17 protein-coding genes are annotated in these 16220 nt (G+C 72.8%); 9 read left to right on the top strand and 8 right to left on the bottom strand.

Features of this window, described 5'->3' with window-relative positions; genetic code table 11:
• Positions 1-3 precede the first annotated feature (3 nt).
• Complete coding sequence (locus ACFE7W_RS13815; protein WP_375425381.1) at positions 4-756, top strand: YqjF family protein; 753 nt, start codon at positions 4-6, stop codon at positions 754-756.
• Here ACFE7W_RS13815 and ACFE7W_RS13820 read toward each other — a convergent pair.
• From ACFE7W_RS13820 to ACFE7W_RS13835, 4 genes are read right to left on the bottom strand one after another with little or no spacing between them, the layout of a single operon-like run.
• On the bottom strand, positions 736-2895 hold the full coding sequence (locus ACFE7W_RS13820; RefSeq protein WP_375425382.1) for a 3-hydroxyacyl-CoA dehydrogenase NAD-binding domain-containing protein: 2160 nt from the start codon (positions 2893-2895) through the stop codon (positions 736-738). The two genes, ACFE7W_RS13815 and ACFE7W_RS13820, sit on opposite strands and share 21 nt — an antisense overlap.
• Complete coding sequence (locus ACFE7W_RS13825) at positions 2895-4109, bottom strand: thiolase family protein (protein ID WP_375425383.1); 1215 nt, start codon at positions 4107-4109, stop codon at positions 2895-2897. The genes ACFE7W_RS13820 and ACFE7W_RS13825 overlap by 1 nt, the downstream gene beginning before the upstream one ends.
• Before the next feature lie 58 nt (positions 4110-4167).
• Positions 4168-5442 carry an HRDC domain-containing protein gene (locus tag ACFE7W_RS13830; protein ID WP_375425384.1) on the bottom strand — a complete coding sequence of 425 codons (1275 nt, stop codon included), beginning with the start codon at positions 5440-5442 and terminating at the stop codon, positions 4168-4170.
• 41 nt (positions 5443-5483) lie between these two features.
• A complete protein-coding gene (locus ACFE7W_RS13835) occupies positions 5484-6095 on the bottom strand; it encodes a DUF3000 domain-containing protein (protein WP_375425385.1) in 612 nt (203 codons plus the stop codon).
• Between the two features lie 84 nt (positions 6096-6179).
• Between ACFE7W_RS13835 and hemE the strand changes: the two genes are divergently transcribed.
• Genes hemE through hemQ form a run of 3 tightly spaced genes read left to right on the top strand, consistent with a single transcriptional unit; the run spans position 6180 to position 9411 of the window.
• A complete protein-coding gene (gene hemE / locus ACFE7W_RS13840) occupies positions 6180-7289 on the top strand; it encodes a uroporphyrinogen decarboxylase (protein ID WP_375425386.1) in 1110 nt (369 codons plus the stop codon).
• Positions 7286-8734 (top strand): protoporphyrinogen oxidase, encoded by a 1449-nt coding sequence (hemG, locus tag ACFE7W_RS13845; protein ID WP_375425387.1) that lies wholly within the window; start codon positions 7286-7288, stop codon positions 8732-8734. The genes hemE and hemG overlap by 4 nt, the downstream gene beginning before the upstream one ends.
• Entirely contained in the window at positions 8731-9411 is a 681-nt protein-coding gene (gene hemQ, locus ACFE7W_RS13850) for a hydrogen peroxide-dependent heme synthase (RefSeq protein ID WP_375425388.1), read from the top strand. Before hemG ends, hemQ begins: the two co-directional genes overlap by 4 nt.
• A gap of 23 nt (positions 9412-9434) precedes the next feature.
• Here hemQ and msrB read toward each other — a convergent pair whose 3' ends face one another.
• On the bottom strand, positions 9435-9872 hold the full coding sequence (gene msrB / locus ACFE7W_RS13855) for a peptide-methionine (R)-S-oxide reductase MsrB (protein WP_375425389.1): 438 nt from the start codon (positions 9870-9872) through the stop codon (positions 9435-9437).
• A 79-nt stretch (positions 9873-9951) separates the two neighbouring features.
• On the opposite strand from msrB, the gene ACFE7W_RS13860 reads away from it, so the two are divergent.
• The 4 genes from ACFE7W_RS13860 to ACFE7W_RS13875 all read left to right on the top strand — a co-directional run bounded on the left by ACFE7W_RS13860 (position 9952) and on the right by ACFE7W_RS13875 (position 13002).
• On the top strand, positions 9952-11076 hold the full coding sequence (locus ACFE7W_RS13860; protein ID WP_375425390.1) for a DNA polymerase domain-containing protein: 1125 nt from the start codon (positions 9952-9954) through the stop codon (positions 11074-11076).
• Between the two features lie 289 nt (positions 11077-11365).
• The gene (locus tag ACFE7W_RS13865; protein ID WP_375425391.1) at positions 11366-11695 is read left to right on the top strand and encodes a hypothetical protein; all 330 of its coding nucleotides are present in this window, start codon (positions 11366-11368) and stop codon (positions 11693-11695) included.
• A 115-nt stretch (positions 11696-11810) separates the two neighbouring features.
• Positions 11811-12029, top strand: a complete 219-nt coding sequence (locus ACFE7W_RS13870; protein ID WP_375425392.1) for a hypothetical protein — start codon at positions 11811-11813, stop codon at positions 12027-12029.
• A gap of 85 nt (positions 12030-12114) precedes the next feature.
• Positions 12115-13002: a sugar phosphate isomerase/epimerase family protein gene (locus ACFE7W_RS13875; RefSeq protein WP_375425393.1), complete on the top strand. Its 888-nt coding sequence runs from the start codon at positions 12115-12117 to the stop codon at positions 13000-13002.
• On the opposite strand, the gene ACFE7W_RS13880 is transcribed toward ACFE7W_RS13875, so the two are convergent.
• On the bottom strand, positions 12999-13577 hold the full coding sequence (locus ACFE7W_RS13880) for a TIGR03086 family metal-binding protein (protein ID WP_375425394.1): 579 nt from the start codon (positions 13575-13577) through the stop codon (positions 12999-13001). The genes ACFE7W_RS13875 and ACFE7W_RS13880 overlap by 4 nt on opposite strands.
• Before the next feature lie 3 nt (positions 13578-13580).
• Positions 13581-14357: a dihydrofolate reductase family protein gene (locus tag ACFE7W_RS13885; protein ID WP_375425395.1), complete on the bottom strand. Its 777-nt coding sequence runs from the start codon at positions 14355-14357 to the stop codon at positions 13581-13583.
• Between the two features lie 25 nt (positions 14358-14382).
• On the opposite strand from ACFE7W_RS13885, the gene ACFE7W_RS13890 reads away from it, so the two are divergent.
• Complete coding sequence (locus ACFE7W_RS13890; RefSeq protein WP_375425396.1) at positions 14383-15264, top strand: PPK2 family polyphosphate kinase; 882 nt, start codon at positions 14383-14385, stop codon at positions 15262-15264.
• A 22-nt stretch (positions 15265-15286) separates the two neighbouring features.
• Here ACFE7W_RS13890 and ACFE7W_RS13895 read toward each other — a convergent pair whose 3' ends face one another.
• Positions 15287-16093 carry a sirohydrochlorin chelatase gene (locus ACFE7W_RS13895; protein ID WP_375425397.1) on the bottom strand — a complete coding sequence of 269 codons (807 nt, stop codon included), beginning with the start codon at positions 16091-16093 and terminating at the stop codon, positions 15287-15289.
• Between the last annotated feature and the right edge of the window lie 127 nt (positions 16094-16220).

Raw genomic sequence — 16220 nt, forward strand, 5'->3', positions numbered from 1 at the left:
CTGATGCCTCCGACCGAGGACGAGCTGCCGCCGGTCGACCCGGTGGCGAGGCCGCTGCCCGGACGAGCGGTCCTCGACCAGTTCTGGGCGGACCTGACGTTCCTCCACTGGCGGGTCGACCCGGACCAGACGGCAGCGCTGCTGCCCTCCGGCACCCGGCCCGACCTCTTCGACGGCTCCGCCTGGGTGGGGTTGATCCCGTTCCGGATGCGTGGGGCGGGCTTCGGACGCGGCCACCCGCTGCCGTACGTGGGATCCTTCGCTGAGACCAACGTCCGGCTCTACGCGGTCGACGGCGCCGGTCGTCGTGGCGTCGTCTTCGCCTCGCTCGAGTCCGAGCGGCTCGCCTTCGTGCTGGGCGCGCGGCTGGCTCTTGGCCTCAACTACACCTGGTCCCGGATGAGGGTCGACCGGCGCGGGGACGAGCTGACCTACACCAGCCGACGACGCTGGCCCGCTCCGCGGGGAGCCCGCAGCCGGGTCGTCGTCCGGGTCGGTACGGACACGGTGGTCGACGACCCGCTGGCCGACTTCCTCACCGCCCGCTGGGCGCTGCACACCCGAGCCTGGGGTGCAACCCGGTACCTGCCCAACACCCACAGCCGGTGGCCGCTGGTCCGCGCCCAGGTGCTCGAGCTCGAGGACGACCTGCTCGCCGTCGCCGGCTTTCCCGGGCTGGCGGCCCAACCGCCAGACTCGGTGCTCTTCTCCCGCGGCGTCCAGACCCAGTTCGGGCTACCCCTGCCGCGGCCCTGAGCCCACCGAGGCGACGCCCGGAGGCAGGAACCGGCGGCCGAGGACACGCTCGGAGACGCCCTCGCGGTCCAGGTACGGGGTGAGCCCGCCGAGGTGGAACGGCCAGCCGGCGCCGAGGATCAGGCAGAGGTCGACGTCCATCGGCGCGGCGACCACGCCCTCGGCGAGCATCAGCCCGACCTCCTCGGCCAGCGCGTCGAGCGCCCGCTCCCGGACCTGCTCGGCGGTGCTGGGAGAGTCCCCGACGGAGAACAGCGCAGCCGTCTCGTCCGAGACGTAGGGCAGACCTTCCGGCGTCCAGTCGTAGATGCCCGGCTTCGTCGCCGCGACCAGGGCCTGGAGGTTCGGCGACACCGGGAACCGGTCGCCGAACGCCTCGTGCAGCGACTCCCCGACGTGCAGTGCGATGGCCGGACCGACGAGCTGCAGCAGCACCATCGGCGACATCGGCAGCCCGAGCGGACGCAGCGCCGCGTCCGCCACCGTCACCGGCGTGCCCTCGTCGACGGCCGTGAAGAGCACGCTGGTCAGCCGGGTCAGCAGGCGGTTGACCACGAACGCCGGCGCGTCGGTGACCAGGACGGCGTTCTTCCTCAGGCTCTTGGCCACGGCGAGCGCGGTGGCCAGCGTGGCGTCGTCGGTTCGTGCGGCCCGGACGACCTCCAGCAGCGGCAGCACCGCGACCGGGTTGAAGAAGTGGAAGCCGACCACTCTCTCCGGGTGGTCGAGCTCGGCGGCCATCTGGCTGACCGAGAGCGAGGAGGTGTTCGTCGCCAGCACGCAGTCCGGGCTCACGTGGAGCTCCAGATCGGCGAAGACGGCCTGTTTGACCCCGAGCTCCTCGAAGACGGCCTCGATCACGAAATCGCAGTCGGCGTAGTCGGCCAGGTCGGTGGTGCCGGAGACCAGCGCCCGCAGCCGGTTCGCCCGGTCGGGAGAGATCCGGTGCTTGCCCAGCAGCTTGTCGATCTCGGCGTGCAGGTAGCCCAGGCCGCGCTGCACCCGTTCGGCGTCCAGGTCGGAGATGACCACCGGCACCTCGAGCCGCCGCAGGAAGAGCAGCGCCAGCTGGCTGGCCATCAGGCCGGCGCCCACCACCCCCACCTTGGTCACGGGGCGGGCGAGCGCCTTGTCCGGCGCCCCGGCGGGCTTGCGGGCCCGCTTCTGGACCAGGTCGAAGGCGTACAGCCCGGCCCGCAGCTCCGGGCTCATGATCGCCTCAGCGAGCGCCTCGTCCTCGGCGGCGAAGGCGTCGGTCCTCTCGGCCGTCTTCGCTGCCTCGATCAGGTCCAGCGCCCGGTACGGTCCCGGCGCCGCCCCGGCCACCTTGGCGTCGGCGAAGGCCCGGCCACGGGCGACGGCCGCGTCCCACGCCTCGCCGCGGTCGACCTCGGGTCGTTCGACGGTGAGCGAACCCTCCACGACCTGCCCAGCCCAGTCGAGCGAGCGCTCGAGGAAGTCGGCGCCCTCGAAGAGCGCGTCGGCGATGCCGAGCCCGTGAGCCTGGGCTCCGGTCAGCGTCGTGTTCTGGTTGAGGGCGTTCTCGACGATGACGCTGACGGCGCGGTCGGCCCCGACCAGGTGGGGCAGCAGGTAGGCGCCGCCCCAGCCAGGGAACATGCCGAGGAAGCACTCCGGCAGCCCGATGCCGGCGGCCGCCGCGGAGACCGTGCGGTAGTCGCAGTGCAGCGCCACCTCCAGGCCGCCGCCCAGCGCCAGGCCGTTGACGAAGGCGAAGGTAGGCACCCTGGCCCCGTCGTCACGAACCGCACGGTGCAGCAGGTCGAAGACCCCGTGCCCGATCTGGGCGATGGACCGGGCCTGCTCGCGCTCGGTGATCCGGGGCAGCCCGCTGAGGTCCGCGCCGGCCGCCAGGACGAACGGCTTACCCGTCACGGCGATCGCGGCGACGTCCTCACGGGCGGTCGCCGCCTCGATCGCGAGCTTGAGCTCGCCCAGGCCGCGCGGGCCGAGGGTGTTGGGCCTGGTGTGGTCGGCGCCGTTGTCGAGGGTGATTAACACCGCGGTCCGACCGGCGTGCGGCAGCAGCACGTCCCGGCTGTGGGCGTGCGTCACCACCTCACCGGCGGCCACATCGGAGGCCTCGTCGATCAGCCGGTCCAGCTCGGAGGACTGCATCAGTGGTCTCCCGCGTCCGACGACTCGGGGGAGTGGTGGGGGTTCTCCCAGATCACCGTGCCGCCCATGCCCAGGCCGATGCACATGGTGGTGATGCCGTACCGCACCTCGGGACGCTCACGGAACTGCCGGGCCAGGTGGATCATCAGCCGGACGCCGGAGCTGGCCAGCGGGTGGCCGAGGGCGATCGCCCCGCCGTACGGGTTGACCCGAGGATCCTCGGCGTCAATGCCGAAGTGGTCGAGGAAGGCCAGCACCTGGACCGCGAACGCCTCGTTGATCTCGAACGCGCCGATGTCCTCGATGCTCAGTCCGGACCGAGCCAGCGCTCTCTCGGTCGCCGGGATCGGGCCGACGCCCATCACCTCGGCGTCGACGCCGGCGAAGGCGAAGCCGACCAGCCGCATCGCCACGGGCAGTCCCAGCTCGGCGGCGGTGTCCTCGGCGGCGAGCAGGCAGGCGGTGGCCCCGTCGTTCAGTCCGGCGGCGTTCCCGGCGGTGACCCGACCGTGGGGCCGGAAGGGGGTCCGCAGGCCGGCGAGGGTCTCGGTGGTCGTGCCCGGCCGCGGTGGCTCGTCGACGGTGGCCAGCCCCCAGCCGTGCTCGCTGCTGCGGGTGGCCACGGTGACCAGCGACTCCTGGATGACGCCGTCCGCGTACGCCTGGCCGACGCGTTGCTGGCTGAGGGCGGCGAAGGCGTCCACCCGGTCGCGGGTGATGGCCGGGTAGCGGTCGTGCAGGTTCTCCGCCGTCGAGCCCATGACCAGCGCGGACTGGTCGACGATCTTCTCCGCGACGATCCGGGGGTTCGGGTCGATCCCCTGACCCATCGGGTGCCGTCCCATGTGCTCCACGCCGCCCGCGATGGCGACGTCGTAGGCCCCGAACGCGATCCCGGACGCAGTGGTGGTCACCGCGGTCATCGCGCCGGCGCACATCCGGTCGATCGCGAAGCCGGGCACCGACTTGGGCAGCCCGGCCAGCAGCGCGGCGGTCCGGCCGATGGTCAGGCCCTGGTCACCGACCTGGGTGGTGGCCGCGACCGCCACCTCGTCGACCCGTTCGGGCGGCAGCTCGGGGTGGCGTCGCATCAGCTCCCGGATGCAGTTCACGACCAGGTCGTCGGCGCGGGTCTCGGCGTAGAGCGACCCCGCCTTTCCGAAGGGGGTTCGAACGCCGTCGACGAAGACGACCTCACGGGATCCACGTGGCATGTCGGCCATATTACTCATGAGTAACTTAGGCGCCAGCCAGTCAGCCGGCCCTCCGCGGTCAGGGGACCGGCAGGTCCTCCGGCGGGGGTCCGGCCAGCAGCGGCGTGAGCAACGGCACGGTCAGCTCCCGCTGCCAGAGGCGGGCGCCGGAGGCGGCCAGGGCGGCGTCCACGGACTCCTCCGTCACCGGTTGCGGGGGCCGCCAGGCCAGGCGTCGCAGGTGGTCCGGGGTCAGCAGGTTCTCCACCGGCAGCCCGAGCTCGCCGGCCTTGATGGTCAGCGCCTCCCGGACGGCGGTCAGCCGGGCCGCAGCCTCGGGGTCGCGCGCGGCCCAGAGCCGGGCCTGGGGCGGCCCGTCGTGCGGTACGTGCAGCGGCGGCATGGCCTGGTCCGGCTGGGCGGTGACGGCCTCGAGGGCCTGGATCCAGCTGCTCTCGTAGCGCTTGGCCTGGCGCCGGCTGAAGGCGGGGATCTGACGCAGCGCGACCCGGTCCGGCACCCGGGCGGCGGCCAGCTCGCTGATGGCCAGGTCCGGCAGGATCTTTCCCGGCGCACGGTCGGTCGAGCGGGCGATCTCGTCCCGGGCGGACCAGAGCCCGGCCACGTAGCCGAGGCCGCGACGGCTGCGGACGCGGTGGATGCCGGAGGTGCGTCGCCACGGGTCGACCCGGGGCTCGGGCGGGATGCTGGCGCCGGCGACCAGGGCGGCGAACTCCTGCCGGGCCCACTCGTCCTTGCCCGTCTCCACCAGCTCGGCGGCCAGCTTGTCGCGCAGCTCCACGAGCAGCTCGACGTCCAGGGCGGCGTAGGTCAGCCACTCGGCGGGCAGCGGGCGGCTCGACCAGTCCGAGGCCGAGTGCTCCTTGAGCAGCCGCACGCCGAAGAACAGCTCGATCATGGTGCCGAGCGCCACTCGCGGGTAGCCGAGCAGGCGCGCGGCGAGCTCGGTGTCGAACAGGGTGCGGGGCAGCATCTGGACCTCGTAGAGGCACGGGAGGTCCTGGCTGGCCGCGTGGATGACCCACTGCGCTCCGTCGATCGCGGCCCCGAGGGCCGACAGGTCGGCGGGCGCACCGAAGGCGATGGGGTCCACCAGGTGGGTGCCCGAGCCGGCGCGCCGGAGCTGGATCAGGTAGGCCCGCTGGCTGTAGCGGAAGCCGTGGGCTCGCTCCGCGTCGACGGCGACCGGACCGGTGCCGCCGGCGAGGGCGGCGATGGTGGCGGCCAGACCCTCGGCCGTGGTGACGACCTCGGGCGTGCCGTCCGCCGGCTCGGTGAGCAGCGGAACCTCGACCTCGGCCTCGTCCGTGCTGAGGTCATGGGGAACGGCCACTGCGGTCGGATCCTGCTCGGTCTGGGTCAGCTCGGTCGGGGTCAACGTCTCCGGGGGCTTCGGCTCGGCGGGTTGCGCCGGGAAGGCATCGGGACCACGCCGGCGGGCAGCGGGGGAAGTCCCGCCGTCGTACACAGTAGTTCAGCCCAGGCGGCGAGGTGGGCGCCGAGACCGCTCCCGTCGTCGAGCTGGGGCGTCCAGGACGCGCGCACCTCGATCTCGGCCCGCGGCGCCTCCTCGGCCATGCCACCGAAGGACTCACTCGCCACGGAGGTGACCGTGCCGCTCGGGGCTCCGTACTCGGCGCCGTGTGCGGCCAGCGCCTCCAGCAGCCACGACCAGCCCACCCGGGCGAGCAGCGGGTCGGTCACCATCTCCGGGTCGACGTCGGCGCGGGCGAAGGTCACGCAGCGGAAGGTGCCCTCCCAGGCCGCGTTGCCGGCCGGGTCGTGCAACAGGACCAGCCGGCCGCTGCCCACCTCCTCACCGCCCACCACCACCTCGGCGGTGACGGCCGCCGCGAAGGGGGAGATCCGGGTCGGCGCCGGCATCTCCTCCACCACCAGCTCGGGCCGCCAGGGCGCCGTCATGAGCTCCTGCACGGCCCGCCGAAAGGCGTCCGGAGCAGGAACCACATCGCTACGGGCCGCCACCCGATGAGACTATGCTCAGCCTCCCGACCGACCGCGCCGACGCGCCGACGCGCCGGTTTCGCCGGCCGTGACAGGATTCGGGGCGTGCTCCTCGACCCCGGCTCCGCCCGCCTGAGCCCGGCGTCGTCGCCTTTCCTCGCCGCGGCCCGGCGCCAGCAGCTCCAGGACCGGGTGCCGGTCTGGTTCATGCGGCAGGCCGGTCGCTCGCTGCCCGAGTACCGCCGCGTGCGCGAGGGCATTCCCATGCTCGAGAGCTGCGCGCGGCCCGATCTCGTGGCCGAGATCACCCTGCAACCACTGCGCCGCTACGGTGTGGACGCGGCCATCTTCTACTCCGACATCATGGTGCCGCTGCTCGCGGTCGGGGTGGAGCTGGACATCGTGCCCGGCCGCGGACCCGTGATGGCCCACCGGTTCGCCGGCGAGGCCGATCTCGCCGCCCTGCGGCCGGTCGAGCCCACCGACGTCGGCTACGTCACCGAAGCGGTGCAGATCCTGGTCCGCGAGCTGGGGGAGGTGCCGCTGATCGGCTTCGCCGGAGCGCCCTTCACCCTGGCCAGCTACCTGGTCGAGGGCGGGCCGAGCAAGGACTACGCCCGGACGAAGTCGCTGATGGTCGGCGATCCCGAGCTGTGGGACGCCCTGTGCCGCCGGCTCGCAGACATCTCCGCCGGCTTCCTCGCCGCCCAGGTCGCGGCGGGCGCGAGTGCGGTCCAGCTCTTCGACTCCTGGGCCGGCAGCCTCTCCGCCGAGGACTACGGCCGCTACGCCCAGCCGTACGCGGCCCGGGTGCTGCAGCGGATGGCCGAGCTGGGTGTGCCGCGGATCCACTTCGGCGTGGGCACCGCCGAGCTGCTGCCGCTGATGGGCGCGGCCGGCGCCGACGTCGTCGGGGTGGACTGGCGGCTGCCGCTGTCCGAGGCCAGCCGGCGGATCGGGCCCGCCTACGCGGTGCAGGGCAACCTCGACCCCGCGCTGCTCGGCGCCCCGTGGCCGGTGCTCGCCGAGCGGGTCCGTGCGGTGGTCCGCTCGGGCGCCCTCGCGCCGGGCCACATCTTCAACCTGGGTCACGGGGTGCCGCCGGACGCCGACCCGGCCGTGCTCGGACGAATCGTCGACCTGGTGCACGAGGAGGGGCCGAAGCTGCGGCGCGAGGCCGGCGCGCAGCCCGCGGACGGGCGAGGGTCGCCGTGACCAGCGTCGTCGTGGTGGGCGGCGGGGTCACCGGACTCGCCGCGGCTCGCCGCCTGGCGTTGGCCGGCGCCGGCGTCACCGTGCTGGAGCAGTCGCCCCGCTGGGGCGGCAAGCTCGACCGGACGGTTCTCGGCGAAGCCGGCGTCGAGCTCGGGCTGGACACGGGGGCGGAGTCGATGCTGGCCCGGCGCCCGGAAGCCGTTGCGCTGGTGGCCGAGCTGGGGCTGACCCCGCAGCAGGTGCACCCGACCTCCGCCAAGCCCCAGCTGCTGGTCGGCGGCCGGCTCGTGGCCATGCCGCCGTCGCTGCAGGGCGTTCCGGTCGACGTCCCGGCGCTGGCCGGGCTGCTGTCGCCCGAGGGCCTGGCCTACGCCGCGGCCGAGCCGGAACGGCCGGCGCCGCCCCTGACCGGTGACCTGGCCATCGGGGCGTACGTCGACGAGCGCTTCGGCGCCGAGGTCACCGACCGGCTCCTCGAACCTCTGCTCGGTGGCGTCTACGCCGGACGTCCGCGCGAGCTGTCCTTCGCCGCCGTGGCGCCCGACCTCTTCGCGCGGGCCCGGGCCGGCGGCTCGCTGCTCGAACACGCGCGGGCCGGGCTGCGTCCCGGCGTCACGACGCCGGTGTTCGCCGGGCTGGTCGGCGGGGTGTCCGGCCTGGTCACGGCGCTGGTGACGGACCTGGAGCGGCGCGGGGTGGGGCTCCGGCCCGGGTCGGCCGTACGAGAGCTCCGACGCGACGCCGACGGGTCCTGGCGGCTGGTGACGGGCTCGGCGGCGGAGCCGCAGACCCTCACCGCGGACGCGGTGCTGCTGGCCGTCCCCGCCGGCCCCGCCGGCCGGCTGGCTGCTGGCCTGGTGCCGTCGGCGGCGGCGTACGGTGCCATTCCGTACGCGTCCGTGGCGGTGGTGACGCTGGTCGTCCGCGGCCTGGCGACGACGAGCTCCGGCGTGCTGGTGCCGCCCGGCCAGCTGCCCACGATCAAGGCGCTGACCCACTCCTCGGTCAAGTGGGACTGGGTCCGGCGCCAGACCGAGCAGGTGTGGGGGAGCGGGGTCGCCGTGGTCCGGGCCAGCGTCGGGCGCTCCGGTGAGGCTGAGCTGCTGCAGCTCGGTGACCGCGCGCTGACGGGGCGGACGTTCGCCGAGGCGCGGACGCTGCCCGGCTGGTCCGGGGTCACGCTGCTCGGGGCCAGGCTGACCCGGTGGGGCGGTGGCCTGCCGCAGTACCTGGTCGGCCACCGCGAGCTCGTCGCGGCGCTGCTCGGGGAGCTGGCGGGGCTGCCGGGTCTCGCCGTGGCCGGAGCGGCGCTCGACGGGGTGGGAATCGCCGCCTGTCTGGCGTCTGCGGACGCGGCGGCGACCAAGATCATCGCTGATCTTGGTCGCGCCGACCATGATCAACAGGTCAGTGAGCACGATCAACTGGAAGGAAGCAGGAGATGAAGGCGCGGGAGATCAACGACACCATCCGCTACACCATGTGGTCGGTGTTCCGCCGGACCGGCACGGTCGAGGGTCCTGCGGCGGACCACGCCGTCGACGCTGTGCGGGCGGTCGAGAAGGTGGGCGCGGAGGCCGACCTCGTGGTCCGCGGCTGGTACGACGTCGCCGGCCTGCGCGCCGACGCCGACCTGATGGTCTGGTGGCACGCGCCGTCCTCGGACACCTTGCAGGACGCCTACCACGCCCTGCGCGGCTCCTCGTTGGGCGCGCACCTCGAGCCGGTCTGGTCGCAGCTGGCGTTGCACCGGCCGGCGGAGTTCAACAAGGGGCACGTGCCGGCCTTCATGGCCGATGAGGAGGCGCAGTCCTACCTCTGCGTCTACCCCTTCGTCCGCTCCTACGAGTGGTACCTGCTGCCGGACGCCGAGCGGCGTCAGATGCTCGCCGAGCACGGCATGCTGGCCCGGCCCTACCCCGACGTCCGGGCGAACACCGTCTCCTCGTTCGCTCTGGGGGACTACGAGTGGATCCTGGCCTTCGAGGCACCCGAGCTGCACCGCATCGTCGACCTGATGCGGGCCCTGCGTGCCGCCGAGGCCCGGCGGCACACCCGCGAAGAAGTTCCCTTCTACACCGGACGCCGCCGCGACCTCGCCGACATCGTCGCCCTCTGGTAGTCGTTCCCTGAGCCTGTCGGGGCTCAGCCCGCGGCCGGCTCCAGCTTCAGGCTGACCGAGTTGATGCAGTAGCGCTGGCCGGTGGGGGTGCCGTAGCCGTCGTCGAAGACGTGGCCCAGGTGGCTGTCGCAGGTGGCGCAGCGCACCTCGACCCGCTTCATGAACATGGAGCGGTCCTCGATGTAGCGGACGCGGTCCTCGGCCAGCGGTGCGTAGAAGGACGGCCAGCCGCAGTGCGAGTCGAACTTGGTGGTGCTGCGGAACAGCTCGGCCCCGCAGGCCCGGCAGGAGTAGACCCCCTCGGTCTTGGTGTCGGTGTACTCACCGGTGAAGGCCCGCTCGGTACCCGCCTCGCGCAGCACGTGGTACTCCTGGCGGCTCAGCTGGGCGCGCCACTGGTCCTCGGACTTGACCACCTTGCCGACCTGTCCGGCGGGGTTGTTGCTCGTCACGTCAGTCATGTTTCCTCCTCGGATGTCTGCACAGGCAACGTCGGTCCCGCGGCCCGTTGTTCCGGTTGTCGTTCACTATGCTCGCCCCATGCCGACCCCTGCGCTGGAGATCGAGGTGGGCGGCCGCACGGTCCGGGTCACCAGCCCGGACAAGCTGTACTTTCCCGAGGTCGGACTGACCAAGCGCGACGTGGTCGAGTACGTGCTGGCGGTAGGGGACGGCATCTTCTACGCCCTGCGCGACCGGCCCGTCACCATGGAGCGCTGGCCGGGCGGCTACCGCCCGGACGTGACGCTGAGCACCCGCACCGACTCCCACCACGAGGCGTTCTACCAGAAGCGGGCGCCGGCGCGGGGCATGCCGGAGTGGGTGGAGACGATGACCGTCGCGTTCCCGTCCGGGCGGACGGCGGACGAGGTCTGTGCCACCGAGCTGGCCACGGTGGTCTGGATGGCCAACCTGGGCACGCTGCGCTACCACCCGTGGCCGGTCACCCGCGCCGACGCCGACCGGGTCGACCAGCTGCGGATCGACCTGGACCCCCAGCCCGGCACCACCTTCGCCGACGCCGTCCGGGCCGCGTACGAGCTGCGTGCGGTGCTGGCTGAGGTGGGTCTGACCGGCCACTGCAAGACCAGCGGCGGCCGGGGCGTCCACGTCTTCGTTCCGGTCGAGCCCGAGCACGGCTTCGTCGAGGCCCGGCACGCCGTGATCGCCGTCGGCCGCGAGCTGGCCCGCCGGATGCCGGACCACGTGACGGTGAACTGGTGGAAGGAGGAGCGCGGGGAGCGGATCTTCGTCGACTTCAACCAGATGGCGCGCGACCGGACCATCGCCTCGGCCTACTCGATCCGGCCCACGCCGACCGCCGTGGTGTCGGCCCCGCTCACCTGGGACGAGCTGGCTGAGGCCCACCCCGAGGACTTCACCATCCCCACGATGCTGGCCCGTTTCGCTGAGGTCGGCGACGTCTGGGCGTCCATGTACGACAGCCCGCCCGGCCGGCTGGACGGTGCGCTCGAGCTGTACGAGAGGGACGTGCGCGACCTGGGCACGGGTCGGTACGGCGGCGCAGAGATGCCCTACCCGCCCGACTACCCGAAGATGCCGGGCGAACCGGCGCGGGTCCAGCCCAGCCGGATGACCGCCGCGACCCGGGAGAGCGAACAGCTGGACGAGGCGGAGCCGCCGGAGGCCGGGCGTCGGGACTGACGGGGAGCGGTCACCGCAGGACCGCCCGGAACCCGACGCAGACTCTCGCGTCATCCTCTGGTCAGGGCCTGCAGGTGTGCAGCGCCTGTGAGCGCCGCTACGCCCACGGGCGTAGGGCGGCTACGCCGGCGGGCGCAGCCGCCGGTCAGCAGCTGAGCCGATGTGTGAACGCGCTGCCGCGACCAGGATGGTGACCACGACCGGTCGGACGGACCGAGAACCGGTTCGACCGACCCGACCCACCCCCGTCGCCGCTGACCAGCGGCCCCTCCCGAGAGGTCCCGACCGCATGCCTCCTCACGATGGTCACGTTCCCTACGGCATGGGCGGCGGCCTGTCCCTGCTGCCCTTCTTCGGCGGCTTCGGGATGCTGCTCGCGCTCGCCGCGCTGACGCTGTTCGTCCTCCACCGCCAGGGCAGGCTCCAGCTGCCGGCCTTCGGCACCCACCGCTCGCCCGAGGAGGCCGCCAAGGTCATCCTGGCCGAGCGCTTCGCCCGCGGCGACATCAGCACCGAGGACTTCATGGAACGGTCCAGTATCCTCAACTGGACGCCCGGGAGCCAGGCGATCCCGGTCCGCGCCCGAGGCTGGCGCCGTCGAGCAGGGCGGTGCGCGTGACAGACCTGAGGAGATCCTGAGTCGATCGTGAGCAGAACCAGATCGAGCGACGACGCCGAGAGGCCAGGCTGGACGCGCGGGGGCAGCCAGCTCCGCGAGTACCCCAGGAGCCCTCATGACCCTCGAGCGGGCCGCACACGGTCCGGACGGCGAGTCCGCCAGCACCCGTGACTTCGACTACGCGGTCGGGGACGACGTCCGCCAGTTCGAGGAGCGGATCCGACGCGAGATCGCCGCGCGCATCCGGGAGACGGCGCGGCGGGACGCGTTGGCGTCCTGGACCGAGAAGCAGGCCTACGAGCGGGCGGCGAGGGTGGCCGAGAACCTGCTGTAGCCCTCCCGGGCGGGGCCCGCAACACTGGGGGCACCACGCTGGAGGCGCCCGTCCCCACCGGACCCGACGAGGAGAGGTGGCCAGGATGGACGTGCGGGTCGGTCTGCAGCTCTACTCGGTCCGCCGGGCCCTGGCCGGCGATCCTTGGGGCACGTTGACCCAGCTCGCCGAGGCGGGGTTCACCCGGCTCGAGGCGGCGAACCACCGCGCGAGGGAGGACCCCGGCGTCGGCTTCGGGGTCCGGGCGCCCGAGCTCCGCCACCAGCTCGACCAGCTGGGCCTGTCCATCGTCGGCTGCCACCTCAACCCGCTGCACCTCGACATCCTGCCGCGGGCGCTGGACTACCAGGCCGAGCTGGGGAACACCCAGGTCGGCTGCGACATCGAGTTCTACCCCTACGGGGACCGGGACTTCGTCCTGCGGCGCTGCGAGGTCTTCAACCAGGTGGGCGCCTTGGCCCGGGAGCGCGGCATGCGGTTCTACTACCACAACCACTTCCAGGAGTTCCAGCGCTGCGGGGACGACTACGTCTACGACCTGATCCTGCAGCACACGGACCCGGCCCTGGTCTTCCTCGAGCTCGACACCTACTGGATGTACCGCGGCGGCCAGAACCCGGTGGACTGGATGAGGCGCTTTCCCGAGCGGGTCATCCTGCTGCACCAGAAGGACTTCCCCGAGCACTCGCCGCAGCCGCTCGACCTCTTCGACGGCGTCGTGTCGCGGACGGAGGACATCGACATGGGGGTCTTCGACGAGCGCAAGGACACCCGCTGCTTCACCGAGATCGGGACCGGGATGCTGCCCATCCAGGACATCGTCGACGCCGCGGCGGCGCTGCCCCACCTGGACTACCTGTTCCTCGAGCAGGACCACAGCACGCTCCCGGAGCTCGAGTCCATCCGGCGCAGCCACGACGCCTTCTCCGCCTCGTTCACCGGCATCGTCTGGCCCCGAGCCGGCCGGGCCTAGGCCGATACCGCCCGACCCAGGAACGCCACCAGCCGGTTGATGGCCGGCGCGTCGTCGGCGACGGGTCGGGCGGCGTCGAACCGTCCGGGGCGGGCGTCGTCGCTCAGCTGGCCCCGGACGAAGGTGAGCGCGTGCTCAGCCACGTCCTCGGGCATCGCGACGGGCTGTCCGGTCGCGACAGCGAGGTCCCAGCCGTGGGCCAGCAGGTCGTAGAGCCGGATCTGCAGCCGTTCCGCACCGGTCGCGGAACCCATCGGACCGGCGAAGGTGCGCTCGAGCGTGCCCGGCGCCGCGAACGCCGTCTGGAGGGACGCCGCTGAGGTCCGGAAGGCCGCGACCGGGTCGGCGTCCTCGGGGGCCTCTCCTGGCCGCGGCGGTCGCTGCCCGGCGAGCAGGGCGACGAAGACCCGGTTCATCCCGCTCAGGTGCCCGACCAGCCGGCGGACCGTCCACTCCGAGCACGGGGTCGGCGCCGACCACTGCTCCGGCCGGACGCCGGCCACCAGGGCGTCGACGGAAGCGACGGCACGGGTCAGCTGGTCGAGGAGGTCATGGCGTTCGGGGGCTGCGGTCACCGGTCAGTCCCGGCTTCGGTAGCTGGTGAAGAGAGTCCCGTCCTCGCCGCCCAGGACGAAGGTCGGGTCGAACGACCGCGGCGGGTCCAGGGCGTCGCCGCTGGTCGAACGCATCCCCTGACCGCCGACCGCCACCGGAGCCAGGGTCAGCGACAGCTCGTCCACCAGCCCGGCGGCGAGCAGGTCGCGGTGCAGGCCCGGGCCGCCCTCGCACAGCAGTCGTGACCAGCCCCGGGCTCCGAGCACCTGCAGCGCCGCCGCGAGCTCGACCGTCGAGCCCGACTCGACGACCTCGATGCCGGCGTCCCGAAGAGGAGCAAGATCATCTTCAGGCTTGCCGGAGGTGGTGATGATCATGACAGGGCCGCCTTCTCCCTGCTCTGGTTGGGCGATCACGGGATCGAGCTGCGCCCGGCCGGAGATGATCACCAGCGCGGGGTAGGGCGCCAGGCCCAGCCGTTCCCGCAGCTCGGACTGCCAGGGCTGCAGGTCGATGGAGCGGTAGCTCTCCTCCCGGACGGTGCTGGCGCCCACCACGACGGCGTCGGCGAGTGCCCGGTGGAGGGCGAAGACGTAGGAGTCGCTTGCGGTGCCGAGGCCGCCGGAGCGGCCGTCAGGCCCCTGGACCGAGCCGTCGAGGGAGGACACGAAGTTCGTCCGCAGCCGCCGACGGCCGTCGCCGGGATAGCGGTAGAGCCGGACGAGGTCGTCATCGCTGAGCTCGCCTCGGGCGGAGGGGTCGTCGACGGAGTAGAGCAGCTGGATCGAGGGCCTGGGCACCGCCTCACCCTGGCACAATCACCGCATGGCGAAGAAGAGCTCGAAGGCCGGACCCGTACCCGTCACCCAACCGCTGAGCGAGCTGTTGCGGCTGCCCGCGGGGACGGTGCACCTCGGCGAGCTGGACAGCGCGGCGACGACGGGCTTCGAGGGTGGCAAGTCCGACGCCGAGGCCCGGACGGCGGCCCTGGAGCCTGAGCTCTCGGACCTGCAGGAGCGGCTGTACGCGGCCGGCCGCTCGGGAGAGGTCGACGCGCCCAAGGTGCTCGTCGTGCTGCAGGGCATGGACACCTCCGGCAAAGGTGGCGTGATCCGGCACGCGATCGGGATGGTCGACCCGCAAGGCGTGCACATCAAGGCGTTCAAGGCCCCGAACGAGGAGGAGCGGGCCCACCCGTACCTGTGGCGGATCGAGCGCGAGCTGCCGGCCCCCGGCATGATCGGCATCTTCGACCGCTCCCAGTACGAGGACGTGTTGACCGTCCGGGTCAACTCGCTGGTGAAGGAGTCGGTCTGGTCGAAGCGCTACGAGGAGATCAACGCCTGGGAGGACGGGCTCGTCGCTGCGGGCACCACGGTGATCAAGTGCTTCCTGCACATCTCCAGCGCCACCCAGAAGGAGCGGCTCGCCGCCCGGCTCGACGACCCGACGAAGTTCTGGAAGTACAACCCGGGCGACGTCGACGAGCGCAGCAAGTGGCTCGCCTACGTCGAGGCCTACGAGGCCGTGCTGGAGCGCTGCAGCACCCAGCGCGCACCCTGGTTCGTCGTCCCCTCGGACCGGAAGTGGTACCGCAACTGGGCCGTGGCCCAGCTGCTGGTCGAGCACCTGCGCGCCCTCGACCTCGCGTGGCCCCCCGCCGGCTTCGACGTCGCCGCTGAGAAGGTCCGCCTCGCGGCGACCTGACCACCCGTAGCGAGCAGCGGCGTCAGGCGCTGACCACCGAGAGATGGCGGGCGGGCAGCTCCTCGACCTCGGTATCCGCGTCTTCGCCGAGCTCGACGAGCTCCATGGCCGCGACGACGTAGCGGACCAGGGCGACCTCGGCGATCTCGGGCTCGGCACCCATCGGATCGGCGACGGCGACGGCGCCGGCCTCGTAGGCCAGTTCGGCCTGATGGGTGAAGAGCAGCCCCGGGGCGAGGAACCAGCTGCCGACGGCGATGTGGCGACGGCCCTGGCCGCGCAGCGTTCGGATGGCCTCGGCCGTCGTGGGGCCGGAGGCGACGGCGAACGCGGTGACGCACGGCAGCCGGTGGTGGGTGGCCCACTGGCGGGCGCGGCGCGCGACGATGGCGTTGCTGCGGACATCGTGGCTGCCGGCGGCGGAGAAGACGAGGCCGTCGAGCTCGCTGATCCGGCGTGACCGCAGGGCGTCGCGCAGCCGGCGGTCGATCACCGAGAGCAGCGACGCCTCGGGTCCGATCGGCCGGGACGCGAGAACCCGGAGACCGGGGTGCGCCGCACGGACGGCGGCTACCACGGCCGGCACCTCGAGCGCGGCGTGGAACGCGTCGGACAGCAGCAGCGGGACCAGCACGACCTCGCTCGCCCCGCGCAGCGCCAGCTGGGACACCACCTGCGGCGCGCTGGGCGTGCCGTGGTCGAGGAACGCGACCTCGATATCCAGCGTCGGCCGGATCTCCAGCAGCGCGGCCTTGATCCGCTGGCTGACGCGGGCGACCCGGGGATCGCTGCTGCCGTAGCCGAGGAGCACGAGTGCTGGTGCGGTCATGGGCGGAGCCTCTCGGGAGTGAGGAGCGATTCCAGGCGACGCGCTTGGCTCATCGGGCGCGGGAGCCGGTCGTCCGGAATCGGGACGAACGACTGAGATCGGGCGGAGCTCAGGGCCCTGGAGCGCG

The sequence above is a fragment of the uncultured Friedmanniella sp. genome (assembly GCF_964244285.1).
Lineage (GTDB): Bacteria > Actinomycetota > Actinomycetes > Propionibacteriales > Propionibacteriaceae > Microlunatus.

Coding starts and splice junctions, on each gene's coding strand:
- msrB (WP_375425389.1), bottom strand. CDS start 9,872: ATGACTGACGTGACGAGCAACAACCCCGCCGGACAGGTCGGCAAGGTG.
- ACFE7W_RS13865 (WP_375425391.1), top strand. CDS start 11,366: ATGCCTCCTCACGATGGTCACGTTCCCTACGGCATGGGCGGCGGCCTG.
- ACFE7W_RS13875 (WP_375425393.1), top strand. CDS start 12,115: ATGGACGTGCGGGTCGGTCTGCAGCTCTACTCGGTCCGCCGGGCCCTG.
- ACFE7W_RS13860 (WP_375425390.1), top strand. CDS start 9,952: ATGCCGACCCCTGCGCTGGAGATCGAGGTGGGCGGCCGCACGGTCCGG.
- ACFE7W_RS13870 (WP_375425392.1), top strand. CDS start 11,811: ATGACCCTCGAGCGGGCCGCACACGGTCCGGACGGCGAGTCCGCCAGC.
- ACFE7W_RS13890 (WP_375425396.1), top strand. CDS start 14,383: ATGGCGAAGAAGAGCTCGAAGGCCGGACCCGTACCCGTCACCCAACCG.
- ACFE7W_RS13820 (WP_375425382.1), bottom strand. CDS start 2,895: ATGCAGTCCTCCGAGCTGGACCGGCTGATCGACGAGGCCTCCGATGTG.
- ACFE7W_RS13815 (WP_375425381.1), top strand. CDS start 4: ATGCCTCCGACCGAGGACGAGCTGCCGCCGGTCGACCCGGTGGCGAGG.
- ACFE7W_RS13895 (WP_375425397.1), bottom strand. CDS start 16,093: ATGACCGCACCAGCACTCGTGCTCCTCGGCTACGGCAGCAGCGATCCC.
- ACFE7W_RS13825 (WP_375425383.1), bottom strand. CDS start 4,109: ATGCCACGTGGATCCCGTGAGGTCGTCTTCGTCGACGGCGTTCGAACC.
- hemQ (WP_375425388.1), top strand. CDS start 8,731: ATGAAGGCGCGGGAGATCAACGACACCATCCGCTACACCATGTGGTCG.